Source organism: Rhodococcus sp. NPDC054953 (assembly GCF_053609225.1).
Genome location: NZ_JBSGXD010000009.1, coordinates 142765 through 160705 on the forward strand (window position 1 = coordinate 142765; position 17941 = coordinate 160705).

The window sequence follows — 17941 nt, forward strand, 5'->3', positions numbered from 1 at the left end:
GGCGACGGTCGGTAGAATGATTGTTTCGACCACTCTGCGCCCGGCGGTCTCGTCCGGGCACGACGAAAGGACCAAGGTGCCCGAGGCACCCATAGCGACGCACGACGCCGAGTCCGGCGACGACAGTTCCACTACGGAGGGCTCCTCTACCGAGCCGGGTGACAAACCCGGCGCCCCCGCCCCGTCCCCTGTTCGGGGGCGATAGCTCATGCAGATCGCAGTGACGATCGTCAGCCTGCTCGGGTTCCTCGCGTTGACCGCGGGAACCGCGGTGTTCGTTGCGGCGGAATTCTCGCTGACCGCACTGGAACGCAGCACCGTCGACGCCCACGCCCGCGGCGGCGACCGACGCGCCCGCCAGGTGCAGCACGCACACCGCACCCTCTCCTTCCAGCTGTCCGGCGCGCAGCTCGGCATCACCATCACCACACTGATCACCGGCTACATCGCCGAACCCGTGCTCGCGCAGCTGATCACCCCCGGCCTGCGGGCCGTCGGCGCCTCCGAGTCGGTGTCCGCGGGCATCTCCCTTGCCCTCGCGCTGATCATCGCGACGAGCCTGTCGATGGTGTTCGGCGAGCTGGTGCCGAAGAACTTGGCGATCTCCCGCCCGCTGGCGACGGCCCGCGCGACGGCCGGTCCGCAGGCCTGGTTCTCGACCGCCTTCCGGTGGGCGATCAACGGGCTCAACGGGACCGCGAACTGGGTGGTGCGCCGGCTCGGCGTCGAACCCGCGGAGGAGCTGCGGTCGGCGCGCTCCCCACAGGAACTCGGGTCGCTGGTCCGGATCAGCGCCCGCAGCGGCACCCTCGACGCGGGCACCGCGCTGCTGGTGGACCGCTCGCTGCGGTTCGGGGAGCGCACCGCGGAGGAGCTGATGACCCCGCGGGTGAAGATCGAAACCCTGGACCTGCACGCCACGGTCGCCGACCTGATCGATGCCGCGTCCCGCACCGGGTACTCCCGCTTCCCGGTCGTCGATGGCGACCTCGACGACACGGTCGGCGTCGTGCACGTCAAGCACGCATTCACGGTGCCCGCCGCATCCCGCGCGACCACCCAACTGATGGTGCTCGCGCAGCGGGTGCCCGTTGTGCCGTCCAGCCTGGACGGCGACGCGCTGATGGAGCAGGTCCGCTCCGACGGCATGCAGGTCGCGCTGGTCGTCGACGAATACGGCGGCACCGCGGGCCTGGTCACGATGGAGGATCTGATCGAAGAGATCGTCGGCGATGTCCGCGACGAGCACGATGCCCCGGAGATCGACGTGCAGCGCAGCGGGGACAGCTGGATCTGCGCGGGCCTGCTGCGCATCGACGAGGTGCGGCAGGCGACCGGATACGCGGCCCCCGAGGGCGAGTACGACACGCTCGGCGGGCTGGTGTTGGCCCGGCTGGGCCGGATCCCGGAGGTGGGCGACGAGGTGGTCCTTCCCGACCCGGACGGCGCCGATGAGCGACGGCCGTCCGGCCTCGACGGCGCGCACGGCGGCTGGATCGCCCGGGTCGCCGGGATGGACGGCCGCCGCATCGACCGGGTCGTGTTGACCCCGGTCCCGGCGGCGGCGATCGCCGAACACGCCCACCGCGCCCGCGAGGAGGCCAGCAATGAGTGACCTGTTCGGTGTCGTCCTCACGGTCGCCCTGCTGGCCGGTAACGCGTTCTTCGTCGCGGCCGAGTTCGCCCTGATCTCCGCGCGCAGGGACCGGCTCGAGGCCCTGGTCGCGCAGGGCAAGGACCGGGCACGGACGGTCATCCGGGCCGGCGAGAACCTGTCGCTGATGCTGGCGGCCGCGCAGCTCGGGATCACGATCTGTTCGATCCTGCTCGGCCGGGTCGGCGAGCCTGCCATCGCGCACCTGATCGAGCGCCCGCTCGACCTGGTTGGCCTGCCCGACCAGCTGCTGCACCCGATCGCGTTCACGATCGCGTTGGCACTGGTGGTGGTGCTGCACATCTTGCTCGGCGAGATGGTCCCGAAGAACATCGCGATCGCCGGACCGGAGCGGGCCGCGATGCTGCTGGTGCCGATCCACCTCCGGTTCATCACCCTGGCGAAGCCGCTGATCGCGTTCTACAACTGGTGCGCGAACTCGGTGCTGCGGATGCTGCGGGTCGAACCGAAGGACGAGCTCGACACCACCGTCTCCGAGATCGAGCTGACGGAGATGATCGGCGAGTCCCGTTCGGAGGGCCTGATCGACGCCGAGGAGCATCGCAGGCTGACGCAGGCGCTGCACACCACCGGACGGACCGTCTCGGATGTGCTGATCCCCCTGGACAAGGTCCGCACGGTCCCGCTGACGGACCGCGGCACCACGCTCGGGGCGATCGAACGGGCGGTCGTCGAAACCGGGTACTCGCGGTATCCGGCGGCGCTGCCGGACGGCACCCTGGTCGGCTACCTGCACCTGAAGGACGTGCTCGACGAGGTGCTCGACGACGCCGCTGGCCCGGACACGGTGGTGCCCCGCGCCGATGTGCGGCCGTGGCCGCGGGTGCAGGTGCAGACGCCGCTGGACGAGGCGCTTGCGGTGCTGCGGCGGGCGAGCAGTCACCTCGCCGAGGTCGTCGACGACGACGGGCGATGCCTGGGCATCGTCGCGCTCGAGGACCTCGTCGAGGAGTTCGTCGGCACCGTCCGCGACGGCACGCACCGGATCACCGACGCCGTCCCCGGCCAGCGCACGCCGTGACGACGGCACCCGCGACCGGCGGCGCCCCCCTCGTCCTCGCCGGGGACGAGTGGGGCGCGCGCCGCGACGCCCACCAGGCGCGCGTCGACGCGCTGCTCGGTTCGCACCTGGACCGGCAGTCGCACGGCGTGCCGCATCCGGTGGTCGACTTCCTGTTCACCTACTACAGCCTGCGGCCCGCGCAGCTGCGGCGCTGGCATCCCGGCTACGGGGTGCTGCTCACCGGCCCCGGCGCCGGCGAGTACGCCCGGTTCTCCGGCTACCGGGACCTCGGCGACGGGGTCGGCGCCGACCCGGCGCTGTTGGTGAAGCGGCGGTCGATGCTGGAGTTCACCGCGGCGGTGCTCGCCGGCACCGCGTCACGCCCCGCGCAGCTGGGCTGCTTCGGGTTGCACGAGTGGGCGATGGTTTATCGCGGCGGCGCGGAGGCGGTCCGGCATGCCGGGACCCCGCTGCGGCTCGGCCCGGCGGGCACCGACGCCGTCGTCGAGTCGATGAGCCTGCGCTGCACCCACTACGACGCGTTCCGGTTCTTCACCGCGGACGCGGTGGGCCGCAACGAGACACCGCTGAGCCGGGACGAGCAGCCGCGACGCGAGCAGCCGGGCTGCCTGCACGCGGGCATGGACTTGTACAAGTGGTGTTACAAACTGCTGCCGCTGGTCGATTCGGACCTGCTGCTGCGCTGTTTCGAGTCCGCGATGGCGGCACGGGAGCTGGACATGCGGGCCAGCCCCTACGATCTGCGGGCACTCGGCTACGACCCGGTCCCGATCGAGACGCCTGCGGGGCGGGCCGACTACGTCCGCGCCCAGTCCGCGCTCGCCGACCGTGCGGCGCCGCTGCGCGCCGAACTCCTTGCCCGCTGCCGCGACCTGCTCGGCCGCTAGGGTTCACCGCGTGTACGTTCCCGCCGCGTTCGCCCTGACCGACGACGAGACCGCCGCCGCCCTGCGCCGCGGCGGGTTCGCGCACCTGGTCACCGGCGGCGACGCCGACCTGCACAGCACCTCGCTGCCGCTGCTGTACCACCGGGAGCGGCACTCGTTGGTCGGGCACGTGGCGCGGGCCAACCCGCACTGGCGGGCCGGGGACGGCGCGCCGTCCGTCGCGATCTTCGCCGGGGTGCACGGGTACGTCTCGCCGCGCTGGTATCCGGCGACCGCGTCGACCACCCGGATGGCGCCGACCTGGAACTACGAGACGCTGACGGTGCACGGCAGGCTCGTCGTCCACGACGACACCGACTGGCTGCTCGGCCATGTCACGGCCCTGACCGACGAGCACGAAGGCGGCCGCGAGCAGCCGTGGCGGGTGGACGAGGTCGCCGAGGCGAGCGTGACGGCGATGCTGCGCGCGATCGTCGGGGTCGAGGTCACCATCGACCGGGTCGTTGGCAAGGCGAAGCTCAGCCAGAATCAGCCCGAACCGAACCGGCGGGCGGTGATCGAGCGGCTGGCCGCCTCGGCCGCCCCGGAGGATCACGCGCTGGCACGCCGGATGGGCGCGGCGGCGCGGCCCGGTCCGCGATAATCGGGCCGGACACCCGAGACCCCGGACAGTGGAGGCAGCGCCGATGAAGGTCACCCACGAACGCATCACCGACGCCGGCATCGACCGCGACGAGCTTGAGCGGCGCAAGGCGCTGTACGGGCCGCTCACTGCCGCGGTCCGGGAGCTGATCGACGCGACGATCCGCACCGAGGTCGACGACGAGGTGATCCGTGAGGTGCAGGCCGAGGTCGCGGCGGCGACCGCGAAGCTGCGGGCCAGGCAGGTCGACGGCGGGTTCGGGATGCGCCGGACCACGACCGGGGAGACGTTCTCCTGGGGCAACGCCGGGGTCGGGCTGCGCAACGCGGTCGCGCCGCCGCTGGTCATCGAGCGGGACGACACGGGCAGGCACTGGACGCATGTCACCCTCGGCGCCGCATACGAGGGCCCGCCCGGGCACGTGCATGGCGGCATCGGTGCGCTGGTGCTCGACCACCTGCTCGGCGTCACCGGCAGCGCCGCCGAGCGCCGCCTGACCGGCACGCTGACGCTGCGCTATCGGCGCGGGACGCCGCTCGGGCCGCTGTACGCGGAGGCCCGGGTCGTGAGCGTGGAGGGCCGGAAGGCGACGGTCCGCGGCACCCTCTCCGACCGGGACGGCGTCACCATCGAGGCCGAGGGCATCTTCATCTCCCCCGCCGCGCCCGCCACCTCGACAATCCGCTAGCTGATTACCTGCGAGTAACATTGGTGCGGTCTGAAAGTGCGCAAACCCAGAGAAGTGAGGCAGTTCATGACTGAACGCGTGCAGGTCGGTGGTCTTCAGGTCGCCAAGGTGCTCCACGATTTCGTGAACACCGAGGCCCTGCCCGGCACCGGCATCGACGCCGACGCTTTCTGGGCGGGCGCCGTCACCGTGATCGAGGACCTGGCCCCCAAGAACAAGGCCCTGCTCGCCCGCCGCGACGAACTGCAGGCTCAGGTCGACGGCTGGCACCGCGAGCACGCGGGCCAGCAGCACGACGCCGCCGCGTACAAGGCGTTCCTGCAGGAGATCGGCTACCTGCTGCCGACCCCGGCACCGTTCGAGGTGACCACCGCCAACGTGGACGCCGAGATCGCAACCACCGCGGGACCGCAGCTGGTGGTGCCCGTACTCAACGCCCGTTTTGCGCTCAACGCGTCGAATGCCCGCTGGGGCTCGCTGTACGACGCGCTGTACGGCACCGATGCGATCTCCGAGGCCGGTGGCGCCGAGAAGGCGCCCGGAGGAAAGCCCGGCTACAACAAGGTCCGCGGCGACAAGGTCATCGCCTGGGCCCGCGACTTCCTCGACACCGCCGCACCGCTCGCCAAGGGCACCCACGCCGACGCCAGCCGCTACTTCATCGACGGCACCGACCTCAAGGTCGAACTCGGCTCCGAGGTTGTCACCACCCTGGCGCAGCCGGAGAAGTTCGTCGGCTACCTCGGCGAGCAGGACGCCCCCACCTCGATTCTGTTGCGCAACAACGGCCTGCACGCCGAAATCCAGATCGATGCGACGTCCCCGATCGGCTCCACCGACGCGGCGGGCGTCAAGGATGTCGTCCTCGAATCGGCGATCACCACGATCATGGACTTCGAGGACTCGGTCGCCGCCGTCGACGCCGATGACAAGGTCGTCGGCTACCGCAACTGGCTGGGCCTGAACCGCGGCGACCTGTCCGAGTCGTTCGACAAGGGCGGCGCGACCCTGACCCGCACGCTGAACGCCGACCGCAGCTACACCGCGGTCGACGGCTCCGACCTGACCCTGCACGGCCGCTCGCTGCTGTTCGTCCGCAACGTCGGCCACCTGATGACCAACCCGGCGATCCTCGACGCCGACGGCAACGAGGTCCCCGAGGGCATCCTCGACGCCCTGATCACCAGCCTGTGCGCCGTGCACGGCCTGACCCGCAGCGACGACAACGGCCCGCTGGACAACAGCCGCACCGGCTCGATCTACATCGTCAAGCCGAAGCAGCACGGCCCCGACGAGGTCGCGTTCACCTCCGAACTGTTCGGCCGCGTCGAGCAGGTCCTCGGCCTGCCCGCGAACACCATCAAGGTCGGCATCATGGACGAGGAGCGCCGCACCACCGTCAACCTCGCCGCCTGCATTAAGGAGGCGTCCGAGCGGGTCGTGTTCATCAACACCGGCTTCCTCGACCGCACCGGCGACGAGATCCACACCTCCATGGAGGCGGGCGCGATGGTGCGCAAGGCCGAGATGAAGAAGCAGCGCTGGATCGCCGCGTACGAGGACTGGAACGTTGACACCGGCCTCGCGGCGGGCCTGCAGGGCCGGGCGCAGATCGGCAAGGGCATGTGGGCGATGACGGACCTGATGGCCGACATGCTCGAGCAGAAGATCGGTCACCCGAAGGCCGGGGCGAACACCGCGTGGGTGCCGTCCCCGACCGGCGCCACCCTGCACGCCACCCACTACCACCAGGTGGACGTGTTCGCGGTGCAGGACGCGCTCAAGGGCACGCCCCGCGCCACCGTCGACGACATCCTCACCATCCCCCTCGCCCCGTCGACCGACTGGTCGGACGCCGAGAAGCGGGAGGAACTGGACAACAACTGCCAGTCCATCCTCGGCTATGTGGTGCGGTGGATCGACGCGGGCGTCGGCTGCTCCAAGGTTCCCGACATCCACGACGTTGCCCTGATGGAAGACCGTGCGACCCTGCGGATCTCGAGCCAGCTGCTCGCCAACTGGATCCGGCACGGCGTCGTCACCGAGGCCGACGTCGTCGCCAGCCTGGAGCGGATGGCCCCGGTCGTGGACCGGCAGAACGCCGGTGACGCCACCTACCGGAACATGGCACCGGACTTCGACACCAACATCGCCTGGCAGGCAGCCAAGGAACTCATCCTCGAGGGCGGCACCCAGCCGAGCGGCTACACCGAGCCGATCCTGCACCGCCGCCGCCGGGAGTACAAGGCCGCGAACGCCTGACCGGCAGGCACACCGCGACGACGCCGCCCGGCCCGCGAGGCAGGGCGGCGTCGTGCATGCCGGGGCCGGTCCCGGCCGATCCGTAGACTGGCCGCCGTGGGTCAACATCGCGGCGAAGCGAACGGCAGTGGCAACGGGGGTTTCCGGGGGGTCAGCAAGGGCCCGGTGATCGCCGTCGCGTCGGTGATCGTCCTCGTCCTCGCCGTGCTCGGCTGGGTTCAGTTGCGGGACAGGATCTCCGACCAGGGCACCCAGGCGGCGCGTACCTGCGTGGAGGGCGAGGCCGCGCTGGCGGTGACCGCGGACCCCGACATCGCGCCGGTGATCCGCGACCTCGGCGCCCGCTACGCGGCGACCGCGCCGGTCGTCCGCGACCACTGCATCACCGTCACCGTGACCGACGAGCCGTCCGCGGTGACCGCCCAGGCCCTCACCGCGAGCGCGGGCGGGGCGTGGACCGGCACGACACCCGCCCCCGCCCTGTGGATTCCGCAGTCGAGCCGGGCGCTGTCCGCCCTGCCCGCCACCGTGGGGATGATCGACGGGCAACCCCGCTCCCTCGCCTCGGCGGCGATCGTGATCGCCGCCCCGACCGTGGTCGCGCAGGCGATGTCCCGGCCCCTCGTCGGATGGCAGGACCTGCCGCGGCTGCAAACCGACCCGGACGGATTGGCGGCGGGCGGGCTGCCGAACTGGGGCACGCTGCGGCTGGCGATGCCCCCGGACTCGGCGGCGACGACCGCCGCGGCGGAGGCCGTTGCGGCCGCAACCGCCGGCGCAGGCGCGGGACCGGTGACCGCAGAGCAGGTTTCCGATCCGGCGGTCGACGCGGCCCTGACCACCCTCGCTCGCGGATCCGCCGCCGTCCCGCACTCCCCGGCGACCACCGCCGACGCGTTGCGCGCGCTCGGCGCGCAGGACGACCCCCGCGACGGCACCCTGCACGCGGCGCCCGCCACCGAGCAGCAGCTGGCCGCCGCGATCGCCGGGGGCGCCGAGCTGCGGGGGGTGACGCCGACCGGGGCCACCCCGGTCGCCGACCATCCCGGCGTGGTGCTCGCGACGGACTGGACCGACGAGACGCACCGCCGCGCGGCGGCCGAGTTCGCCGACTTCCTCCGCCAACCCGAGCAGGCGGACGCGTTCGTGGCCGCCGGGTTCCGGGCCGGCGACCGCACCCCGGCCCCGTCCCCGGCGGTGCCCTACGCCCCGATCGCGACCGAACTGGCCCCGCCCGCCCCGGAGGTGTCCGCGGAGCTGCACCGGATCGTCACACTGCCGACCCGGCCGGGACGTACGACGCTGCTGGTGGACGTGTCGGGGTCGATGCGCACGGTGGAGGGCGGGGACACCCGGCTCGCGAACACCGTCGCCGCCCTGACCGCCGCGGTCGCGGCCGTCCCCGACGAGTCCGAGGTCGGTCTGTGGGTGTACTCGCGGGGCCTGGACGGGTCGAAGGCGTACCGGGTCCTCGTCCCGACCGGGCCGGTCACCGACTCGGTGGGCGGAGTTCCCCGCCGGGAGGCGATCGGCACCGCACTCGCGTCGCTGAGCCCGGCGACCGCGACGTCCACCTACCCGTCCGTGCAGGCCGCGTACACCAGTGCGGCGCGCAGCGCCGACCCGGACCGGCCGAACTCGGTGCTCCTGGTCACCGACGGCCCGAACGACGACACCAGCATCGGAAGCAGCCAGTTCCTGGCGTCGATCGACTCGGCAGGCGCCGAGGGCACCCCGGTCCGGGTGGATGTCGTGACGATCGGCGAGAACTCCGACGCCGCGACGCTGACCGCGTTGGCGGACCGGACGGGCGGCACGTTCGTCGCGGTCCCCGGCTCGGACGGGCCCGCGCTCACCGAGTCGCTCACCCCGCTGGTGCGCTGACCGGTGCAGCGCATTCTGCTGTTCGCCGTCCTCCTCGCGCTGCTCAGCTGGTGGTTGTACCGCCGGATGACCCGGCTGCTGGAACTGTCGTCGGTCGGCCGCCGCGTCCTCGGGTGGGGGCTGGGCCTGCTCGGGGCCGCCGCGCTGATCGGGGTCGGCAGCGGGGAGGTGTTCGACCCGGCCTGGGCGCGGGGGCCCGCCGTCGTCGGCTGGGTCTGGCTGGCGGCCGGGCTGTACCTGACGCTCGGTCTCGGGATCCTCACGGTGCTCGCCGCCCTCGCCCGCCGGGTCCGACGCGGACCGCGGCGGGCGACCGACCGGCCGGCACCGCCCGGCCCGGGCAATCCGACACCGCCCGGCCCGGCGGATCCGACCCGGCGGCGGTTGCTGCGCGGGGCGGCCGCGGCGGTCGTGCTGGCGTCGGTCGGTGCGGTCGGATACGGCGTTGCGGAGGCGGCCGCGCCGCGGATCGTGCGGGTGCGGGTTCCGTTGCGGCGGCTTCCCGCCGAGTTTGCCGGGACCCGCATCGCGCTCGTGACGGACCTGCACGTCGGGCCCGCCCGCGGCGCGGCGTTCACCCGGCGGGTCGTCGCGGCCGTCGGCGCCGAACGGCCGGACCTGATCCTGCTCGGCGGCGATCTCGTCGACGGCACGGTCACGAAGGTCGGCGCCGACCTGGCGCCGCTCGCCGACCTCGACGCCCCACTCGGCGTGTTCGGGGTGAGCGGCAACCACGAGTTCTATGCCGGGGACGGCGGCCGCTGGCTCGATCTGTGGGAGCGGCTCGGCATCCACACGCTGCGCAACACCCGGGTGGAGTTGCGTCGCGGCGATGCGGTCATCGACCTCGCCGGCGTGCACGACTACCGCTCGCCCGCCCCGTACGAGCCCGATTTGCCCGCCGCACTGGCGGACCGGGACCGCGACCGCGCGGTGATCCTGCTCGCCCACCAGCCGAAGCAGGTGACCGAGGCCGCCGAGTGGGGCGTCGACCTGCAGTTGTCCGGGCACACGCACGGCGGGCAGATGTGGCCGCTGGGCTACGTGGTCCCGCTGCAGCAGCCGTCGGTGACCGGCCTCGACCGGTTCGGCGACACCGTCCTCTACACCAGCCGCGGCGCGGGGGCGTGGGGTCCCCCGGTCCGGGTCGGCGCCCCACCCGAGATCACGATCCTCGAGCTCACCCGCTAGTTCCCCAATGTCACACCGGCTCACTTGACGATATCCGGTGTGACATCAGGGAACCCGGGGCAGCGGGATCAGCCGCTGAACGCCTCGATCGGCGGGCACGAGCACACCAGGTTGCGGTCGCCGTGCGCGCCGTCGATGCGGCGCACGGGCGGCCAGATCTTGTCCGCGGTGCCCGCCGGGAAGACGGCCAACTCCCGCGAATACGGGTGGGTCCACTCCCCGACCAAGCAGGCCGCGGTGTGCGGGGCGCCGCGCAGCGGGTTGTCGTCCACCGGCCACTCCCCGGACCCGACCCGGTCGATCTCGCCGCGGATCGCGACCATCGCGTCGCAGAAGCGGTCGATCTCGGCGAGGTTCTCCGACTCGGTCGGCTCGATCATCAGGGTGCCCGCGACCGGGAAGCTCATCGTCGGGGCATGGAAACCGTAGTCCGCCAACCGCTTCGCGACATCATCGACGGTGACGCCGGTGTCCTTGGTGATCTGCCGCAGGTCGATGATGCACTCGTGCGCGACCATCCCGTTTTCGCCGGTGTACAGGACCGGGAAGTGCTCGTCGAGTCTGCGGGCGATGTAGTTGGCCGAGGCGATCGCGGTCAGCGACGCCGCCCGCAGCCCGGCCGCACCCATCATCCGGATGTACGCCCAGGTGATCGGCAGGATCGAGGCGCTGCCGTACGGGGCGGCGGACACGGTCGGGCCGTCCCCGAGCTCCGGGGCGAGGGGATGACCGGGCAGGAACGCCGCCAGGTGCGCACGCACCGCGACCGGGCCGACGCCGGGGCCGCCGCCGCCGTGCGGGATGCAGAACGTCTTGTGCAGGTTCAGGTGGCTGACGTCGCCGCCGAACCGGCCCGGCCGGGCAAGGCCGACGAGCGCGTTCAGGTTCGCACCGTCCACGTACACCTGCCCGCCCGCGTCGTGCACGGCCGCGCAGATCTCGCCGACCTCCTGCTCGTACACACCGTGCGTGGACGGGTAGGTGATCATGATCGCCGCGAGCCGCTCGGCGTGGTCGGCGATCTTCGCCTTCAGGTCGTCGACGTCGACGTCACCGTTCGGGCGGCACGCGACGACCTCCACGCGCATGCCCGCCATCACCGCCGACGCGGCGTTGGTGCCATGCGCGCTGGACGGGATCAGGCAGGTGTCGCGGTGGTCGTCGCCGCGGGAAAGGTGGTAGTTGCGGATCGCGAGCAGGCCCGCGTACTCGCCCTGGCTGCCCGCGTTCGGCTGCAGGCTGACCCGGTCGTAGCCGGTGATCGACGACAGCCACGACTCCAGGTCGGCGATCAGCGCACGGATGCCGTCGCTGTCACCGGCCGGAGCAAACGGGTGCAGCGAGTTGAACTGCGGCCAGGTGATGGCCTCCATCTCGGCGGCCGCGTTCAGCTTCATCGTGCACGAGCCGAGCGGGATCATGCTGCGGTCCAGGGCGATGTCCTTGTCGGACAGCTTGCGCAGGTAGCGCATCATCGCGGTCTCGGTGCGGTGGCTGGTGAACGCCGGGTGGGTGAGGAACGCCGAGGTGCGCGTCTGCGATGCGGGCAGCGACGGCGCCGCGTCGACAACCTCGGCTGCTGCCACACCGAAGGCCGCGAGCACGGACTGCAGATGGGTGTCGGTGGTGGCCTCGTCGCAGGCCACGGCGACGTGGTCGGCGTCGACGCGGCGCAGGTTCACGTTCCAGCCCTTCGCGGTCGCGACGACGTCGGCGGCCCGGCCCGGCACCCGGGCGAGGACGGTGTCGAAGAACTCCGCGTGCACCACCTCGACGCCACCCGCGCGCAGGCTGGCCGCCAGGGTGCGGGCCGATGCGTTGACCCGCCGCGCGATCGCGGTCAGGCCCTCGGCGCCGTGGTAGCTCGCGTACATCGCGGCGAGCACGGCCAGCAGCACCTGCGCGGTGCAGATGTTGGAGGTCGCCTTCTCCCGGCGGATGTGCTGCTCGCGGGTCTGCAGTGCGAGCCGGTACGCCTTGTTGCCGTCGGCGTCGACGGAGACGCCGACGAGGCGGCCGGGCAGCTGCCGGGCGAGCTTCGAGTGCACCGCCAGGTAGCCGGCGTGCGGGCCGCCGAAGCCCATCGGGACGCCGAACCGCTGCGTGGTGCCGAAGCAGGCGTCGGCACCCAGCTCGCCGGGCGGGGTGAGCAGGGTCAGCGCAAGCAGGTCGGCGCCGACCGCGACTAGGGCACCGCGCTCGTGCGCGGCGGCGATCAGCGCGGAGTGGTCGACGATCCGGCCGGACGCGCCCGGCACCTGCGCGAGGACGCCGAAGAACTCGCCGTCGGGCAGCCCCTGCGCCAGGTCCGCCTCGACGACCTCGATGCCGAGCGGCGTCGCGCGGGTCTCGATCACCGCGCGGGTCTGCGGGAACAGGTCGATGTCGACGACAAAACGCGCGGACTTGGACCGGCCTGCGCGGCGCAGCAGGGTCATCGCCTCGGCGGCGGCGGTGGCCTCGTCGAGCATCGACGAGTTCGCGACCTCCATCCCGGTGAGGTCGGAGACCATCGTCTGGAAGTTCAGCAGCGCCTCGAGCCTGCCCTGGCTGATCTCCGGCTGGTAGGGCGTGTACGCGGTGTACCAGGCCGGGTTCTCGATGAGGTTGCGCACCAGCACCGGCGGGGTGAGGGTGTCGTAGTAGCCGAGGCCGATCATCGACGTGGCGACCGTGTTGCGCCCCGCGAGCGCGGTCAGTTCGGCGAGCGTGTCGTGCTCGGACAGCGGTTCGGGGAGCGTCTCCAGCCCGGAGCCGACGCCGACGGTCGCCTTCCCCCCCGCGCCACTCGGCGCCGACGCCGCATCCAGAATGGCCGCCGGGACCGCCTTCGTGGCGAGCATCTCCAGGTCGTCGACACCGACGACGTGCAGGATCCGTTCGAGTTCGGCGGCGTCGGGTCCGATGTGGCGATCGACGAAGGTGAAGGGGTGATCGGTCAAGGCAACTCCCGCGGCTGAAGGTTCTCGAGGTCACACCGCGCTCACATCGCGGTGCGTTCCTCCCCCTCTGTCGCCTGCTCGTCGGAGCGCCTGAGAGATTCGGGGTGACCCCCGCGTCGTGGACGCGTCGGCCGATCCCTTTCCCCGTGGGCGGGTGGGTGCTCCCACCACTTTCCAGAGGCGCCGATGCCCGCACGGTCCCGGGTGCCTGAGAGATTGACGGGGAGGTGCTGCTCCTTCGGCGCCCGGACCGGCGAACACTCCCGGTCCGGAACTCTCCCGCGCGACGACGACGCACCTCGAATTCTAGGCGACGTTCCCGGCAATGCCGCGCCCGCCGCCCGCACTGTGGTCAGCACCACCCCGATACCGGGGCCCGGGCCGGTCAGCCGATCTTGCGGCTGCCCCGGCTGCGGCGCCTCGACGCGAGCTCGTCCTCGGGGCTCTGCTCGCTCTCGCCGCCGTCGGCCCGCTCCGCGGGGAAGTCCGCGATGGTGCCGGTCAGTTCCCGCATCGCGCCACTGACCGCGATCCCGAACACACCCTGGCCGCCCTGCAGCAGGTCGACGACCTCCTCCGGGGAGGTGCACTCGTAGACGGTGGCGCCGTCGGAAAACAGCGTGATCCTGGCCAGGTCGGCGACCCCGCGATTGCGCAGGTGATCGACCGCGACCCGAATGTTCTGCAGCGAGATGCCGGTGTCGAGAAGCCGCTTGACGATCTTGAGGACCAGGATGTCCTTGAAGGAGTACAGGCGCTGACTGCCCGACCCCGCCGCGCCGCGTATGGACGGGACGACCAGCGAGGTGCGCGCCCAGTAGTCGAGTTGCCGGTAGGTGATTCCGGCGATCTGGCAGGCGATCGGGACGCGGTAGCCGACCAGCTCGTCGGGGACGGAGTCGTCAGGGAACAGCCCCGGCTGCACGCCCTCGCCGTCGGCAACCTCACCGGCCAGCGACTGCCCATCGACGCGTTGACGAACATTCGCGTCCTGCGGCTGATCTACCACTGACTGCTCCCTCTCGCACGCAAATCCAGACCAGGGATTCACTTGAAGGGTACGCCGGTAGCGCCCGGTGCACGCCCCGATGAATCACATGGTGCGTATTCATGACGGCCAGACGTTATGGGCCGACGGTCGTGCGGTCAACGCAACACGCCCAAAACGACCAGAGCTTAGCCCCAGATTCGGCAGAACCGGCCAGACGAGACCCGATCGAGACCTCCGATGCCCACGGGCAGTCTCTAGCCGTCGGTCGCCTTAAAGTCATCCGGCGACACCGACTCGAGGAACTCCTTGAACTTCTCCACCTCGTCCTCGCGCTCGTCCGGCATCACCAGCCCGGCCTCCGCGAGCACCGACTCCTCCGCGTGGATCGGCACACCCGCCCGCAACGCGATGGCCACCGAATCCGACGGCCGGGCCGACACGGTGATGTTCTGGTCGAACACCAGATCGGCGTAGAACGTGCCCTCCTGCAGATCCACGATCCGCACCTCAAGCAGGCGATGACCGAGGGCCCCGATCAGGGTGGTGATCAGGTCGTGGGTCAGCGGCCGGGCCGGCTCGACCCCCTGCTGTTCGAGGACGATCGCGGTCGCCTCCGTCTGCCCGATCCAGATCGGCAGGTACCGGTCTCCGCTGGCCTCCCTGAGCAACAGCACGGGCGAGTTTTGCGGCTGCTCGACACGGATCCCGATCACACGCATCTCACTCATCGCGCCCGCCTCCCGTGAAAACCGTTGCTTCGACCGATTCTATGCCTCCGAAGGCGCGCCGCGCCGGGACCCGTCCCCGGTGGATCACCGATCGAGTGCGCCCCGGACGGCCGACTTCACCAGGCAGGTGTGCAGGGTCAGCGACAGCGCCGCGAGTTCCCGGACCATCTCCTCGGCCCGATCGCGGGCGCCGGCGTCGCGGCCCTTCGCGACCGGTCCGGCGATCTGCGCGACGAGGCCGGCCTCGCGGTCCGCGGCCAGCTTGAACGCCCGCAGATGCCGCACCTCGAGGCCGAACCCGGACATCGCCTTCGCGGTGCGCGCGAGCGTGATCGCGCCCTCGTCGAAGAATCCGGCGGAGCCGGGCACGATCAGCCCGGCCCGGATCAGCTCGGCAAGGAACCCCTCGTCGACCCCGGACCTGGCCAGCAGGTCGCTGCGGCTGATCCGGATCTCCCGGTCGGGGCGAAACTCCTCCGGGGACACCTCACCCGGCGCCACCGCGAGCATCCGGGGGCGGCGCGGGGCGGTGTCGGGCGCGGCGACGACCGCGACGCCGCTGTCGATCGCCTCGAGCTGCTCCTTGATCACCTTCAGCGGCAGGTACTGGTCACGCTGCGCGGTGAGGACGTACCGCAGCCGCTCGCAGTCCGCGACCGAGAACCGCCGATATCCGGACGGGGTGCGTTCCGGACGGATCAGTCCCTCCGCCTCGAGGAAGCGGATCTTCGAGATCGTGACGTCCGGGAACTCGGGGCGGAGCCGATCGAGGACGGAGCCGATCGACATCCCGCCCGCACCCTGGCTCCGCTGCCCGACCGCGGTCATCAGCTACCCGCACCCGCAGGCGAGTCGCCGGCACCGCCGCGCGGACCCGTCAGGAACACGAGGCGGAACTTCCCGATCTGTACCTCGTCGCCGTTGGCCAGGGTCGCCGAGTCGACCGGCTCCCGGTTGACGTAGGTGCCGTTGAGGCTGCCGACGTCGACGACCTGGAACTCGTGCTGCTCCCGGCGGAACTCCGCGTGCCTGCGGGAGACGGTGACGTCGTCGAGGAAGATGTCACTGTCGGGGTGCCTGCCGGCCGACGTGGTCGGGTGATCGAGCAGGAATCGCGAGCCCGCGTTCGGCCCCCGCTTGACGACCAACAGCGCGGAACCGGCGGGCAGGCCCTCGACACCGGAGACGGGCTGCTCGGTCGGCGCGGCCGTGGCACCGTCCAGTTCGCTGAGGAAATCCGCTCGGAAGACCGACGTGGTCTCCGCGGGCGTCTCCCCGTAGGCCGCGTCGCTGTCGTTGTCGCTCACCGTTTCTCCTCCTCAGTCCGATCGATTCGGGAACCCCCGAACAAATCTGTAGAGACAATCACAACCGATCCGGATCTGCGCCCCGACACGGCGAATGCCCTTCCCCACGACCGTACCCTGCCGATGCCGGTCCGCGTAGGCGCTCACGCAACGGGGCGCGTCGGGGTTATCCCCCCGCTACCTCTCGATATGCGCCCGCGTCGAGCATTCCGGCGAGCGCGGTGTCGAGGGCTGCCTCGTCGGTCATCTCGAGTTCGACCAACCAGCCGTCGCCGTAGGGCGCGGAGTTGACGAGCTCCGGGCTGCCGTCCAGGTTCTCGTTCGCCGCAACAACTTTCGCGGTGAGCGGTGCGTAGATGTCGGAGACGCTCTTCGTCGACTCGACCTCACCGAACGAGTCACCGGCCGCGATCTCGTCGCCGACGGACGGCAGTTGCACGAACACGACGTCACCAAGCTGTGACTGTGCGAAATCGGTGATGCCCACCCGCACGGTCGTCGATCCCGTCCGCTGCACCCACTCGTGCTCGGCCGTGTAGTGCAGTTCGGCCGGGATGTTGGTCTCGCTCACCGTGTGGTCCTTTCGACGACCTCCGACGCCGCTCACAGGAATTTCTGTGCGGCGGCGGAATTTCAGTTTCCCGGCTGAGCGTATTGGCGTGGTTTCACCTCTCGCAAGGCGGCGATCGTGACCTGCCCCGATTGTTCGACCGTGACCCGACCGCCGCTGCGCGCGACGGTGTCGACGACACCACCGGGAATGTTCAACGCTGCGGCCAGCGTCGGCGGGTCACCGATCGCGGTGACGGTGTACGGCGCGGCCAGGTCCGTCCCGTCCAGCTGCAGTTTTCCGGCGGTGCCGCGCACCCACGAGTTCACCCCGATCCGGACGGGTTGGCCGTCGCCGCCCCGGACCTCGATTGCCTCGGCCCCGGCGGCGCGCAGTTCCTGGATCATGTCCAACATCACGTCGGAACCGACCCCGGAGGCCGGGTCGGTGACGGTGAGCAGCACGCCGGGTCCGGTCGCGGGAACCGCACCGACCTGAATCGACAGGGCGGTCAGTCGCGCGTTCGCCTCCGCGAGCGCCGCGTCGGAGCCGCCGCCGCTGCGCTGCAGGGTCCCCAGGGTGTCCTGGAGGGTGGTGATCTCCGCGCGCAGCGCAGCCTCGCGCTGATTGAGGTTGTCGAGGATCACCAACAGGTCTGCGGGACGGGCGGAGTCGAGGGTGTCGCCCGACCCGGTGTCCCGGACCTGGGTGGCGATCGCGACGCCGAGCGCCGCCATCAGCAGCACCGCGAGCACTCCGAACACCACGCGCGAGCGACGGGCCGCGGACGGGGCCTCACGGTGCCACTCGTGCCTGCCTTCCAGTGCCATTCCTCACGCCCCGAACAGCCTGCGGCGCAACGCCGCCGCGTTCCCGAAGATCCGGATTCCGAGGACGACGACGATGGCGGTCGAGAGCTGCGTCCCGACCCCGAGCTGGTCGCCGAGCCAGACGATGAGGGCGGCGACGAGCACGTTGAACACGAACGAGACGACGAACACCTTCGCGTCGAAGATCTCGTCGAGATAGGCGCGGAGACCGCCGAACACGGCGTCGAGGGCGGCGACCACCGCGATCGGCAGGTACGGCTGGATCGCGTCCGGCACCTCCGGGCGGAACACCACACCCGCGACGATGCCCACGATCAGCGCGAGCACCCCGTAGATCGC

The 17941-nt window shown here is 71.4% G+C and carries 16 protein-coding genes and 1 riboswitch; of the genes, 8 read left to right on the forward strand and 8 right to left on the reverse strand.

The annotated features are described in order from the left end of the window. Nucleotides 1–208: 208 nt before the first annotated feature. From ACWF62_RS09145 to ACWF62_RS09180, 8 genes are all read left to right on the forward strand, one after another. Nucleotides 209–1615: a hemolysin family protein gene (locus ACWF62_RS09145; protein WP_452629907.1), complete on the forward strand. Its 1407-nt coding sequence runs from the start codon at nt 209–211 to the stop codon at nt 1613–1615. Further along, entirely contained in the window at nt 1608–2696 is a 1089-nt protein-coding gene (locus ACWF62_RS09150) for a hemolysin family protein (protein ID WP_378507228.1), read from the forward strand. The genes ACWF62_RS09145 and ACWF62_RS09150 overlap by 8 nt, the downstream gene beginning before the upstream one ends. Next, nucleotides 2693–3586: a 3-methyladenine DNA glycosylase gene (locus tag ACWF62_RS09155; protein ID WP_378507229.1), complete on the forward strand. Its 894-nt coding sequence runs from the start codon at nt 2693–2695 to the stop codon at nt 3584–3586. Before ACWF62_RS09150 ends, ACWF62_RS09155 begins: the two co-directional genes overlap by 4 nt. A 10-nt stretch (nt 3587–3596) precedes the next feature. Further along, nucleotides 3597–4229: an FMN-binding negative transcriptional regulator gene (locus ACWF62_RS09160; RefSeq protein WP_452629908.1), complete on the forward strand. Its 633-nt coding sequence runs from the start codon at nt 3597–3599 to the stop codon at nt 4227–4229. Between the two features lie 43 nt (nt 4230–4272). After that, on the forward strand, nt 4273–4917 hold the full coding sequence (locus ACWF62_RS09165) for a PaaI family thioesterase (protein ID WP_378507231.1): 645 nt from the start codon (nt 4273–4275) through the stop codon (nt 4915–4917). Nucleotides 4918–4983: 66 nt separating this feature from the next. Then, complete coding sequence (locus tag ACWF62_RS09170) at nt 4984–7179, forward strand: malate synthase G (protein ID WP_378507232.1); 2196 nt, start codon at nt 4984–4986, stop codon at nt 7177–7179. A 96-nt stretch (nt 7180–7275) separates the two neighbouring features. Continuing rightward, entirely contained in the window at nt 7276–9063 is a 1788-nt protein-coding gene (locus tag ACWF62_RS09175) for a substrate-binding domain-containing protein (RefSeq protein WP_452629909.1), read from the forward strand. A 3-nt stretch (nt 9064–9066) separates the two neighbouring features. Then, a complete protein-coding gene (locus ACWF62_RS09180; RefSeq protein WP_452629911.1) occupies nt 9067–10254 on the forward strand; it encodes a metallophosphoesterase in 1188 nt (395 codons plus the stop codon). A 68-nt stretch (nt 10255–10322) separates the two neighbouring features. Here ACWF62_RS09180 and gcvP read toward each other — a convergent pair whose 3' ends face one another. The 8 genes from gcvP to ACWF62_RS09220 form a co-directional block, all read right to left on the reverse strand. Then, the gene (gene gcvP, locus ACWF62_RS09185; RefSeq protein ID WP_452629913.1) at nt 10323–13196 is read right to left on the reverse strand and encodes an aminomethyl-transferring glycine dehydrogenase; all 2874 of its coding nucleotides are present in this window, start codon (nt 13194–13196) and stop codon (nt 10323–10325) included. A 185-nt stretch (nt 13197–13381) separates the two neighbouring features. After that, nucleotides 13382–13488: riboswitch (glycine riboswitch) on the reverse strand. 93 nt (nt 13489–13581) lie between these two features. Continuing rightward, the gene (locus tag ACWF62_RS09190; RefSeq protein ID WP_378507236.1) at nt 13582–14205 is read right to left on the reverse strand and encodes a MerR family transcriptional regulator; all 624 of its coding nucleotides are present in this window, start codon (nt 14203–14205) and stop codon (nt 13582–13584) included. A gap of 236 nt (nt 14206–14441) precedes the next feature. Then, nucleotides 14442–14915 (reverse strand): bifunctional nuclease family protein, encoded by a 474-nt coding sequence (locus tag ACWF62_RS09195; RefSeq protein ID WP_378507237.1) that lies wholly within the window; start codon nt 14913–14915, stop codon nt 14442–14444. A gap of 84 nt (nt 14916–14999) precedes the next feature. After that, the gene (gene ftsR, locus ACWF62_RS09200) at nt 15000–15743 is read right to left on the reverse strand and encodes a transcriptional regulator FtsR (protein WP_378507238.1); all 744 of its coding nucleotides are present in this window, start codon (nt 15741–15743) and stop codon (nt 15000–15002) included. Next, nucleotides 15743–16222: a glycogen accumulation regulator GarA gene (garA, locus tag ACWF62_RS09205; RefSeq protein WP_378507239.1), complete on the reverse strand. Its 480-nt coding sequence runs from the start codon at nt 16220–16222 to the stop codon at nt 15743–15745. Before garA ends, ftsR begins: the two co-directional genes overlap by 1 nt. Nucleotides 16223–16388: 166 nt before the next feature. Continuing rightward, a complete protein-coding gene (gene gcvH / locus ACWF62_RS09210) occupies nt 16389–16793 on the reverse strand; it encodes a glycine cleavage system protein GcvH (protein ID WP_378569349.1) in 405 nt (134 codons plus the stop codon). Between the two features lie 62 nt (nt 16794–16855). Further along, nucleotides 16856–17602, reverse strand: a complete 747-nt coding sequence (locus tag ACWF62_RS09215) for a DUF881 domain-containing protein (protein ID WP_452629914.1) — start codon at nt 17600–17602, stop codon at nt 16856–16858. A gap of 3 nt (nt 17603–17605) precedes the next feature. Continuing rightward, on the reverse strand, nt 17606–17941 hold a 336-nt coding region (locus tag ACWF62_RS09220; RefSeq protein WP_452629915.1), incomplete at its 5' end, for a small basic family protein.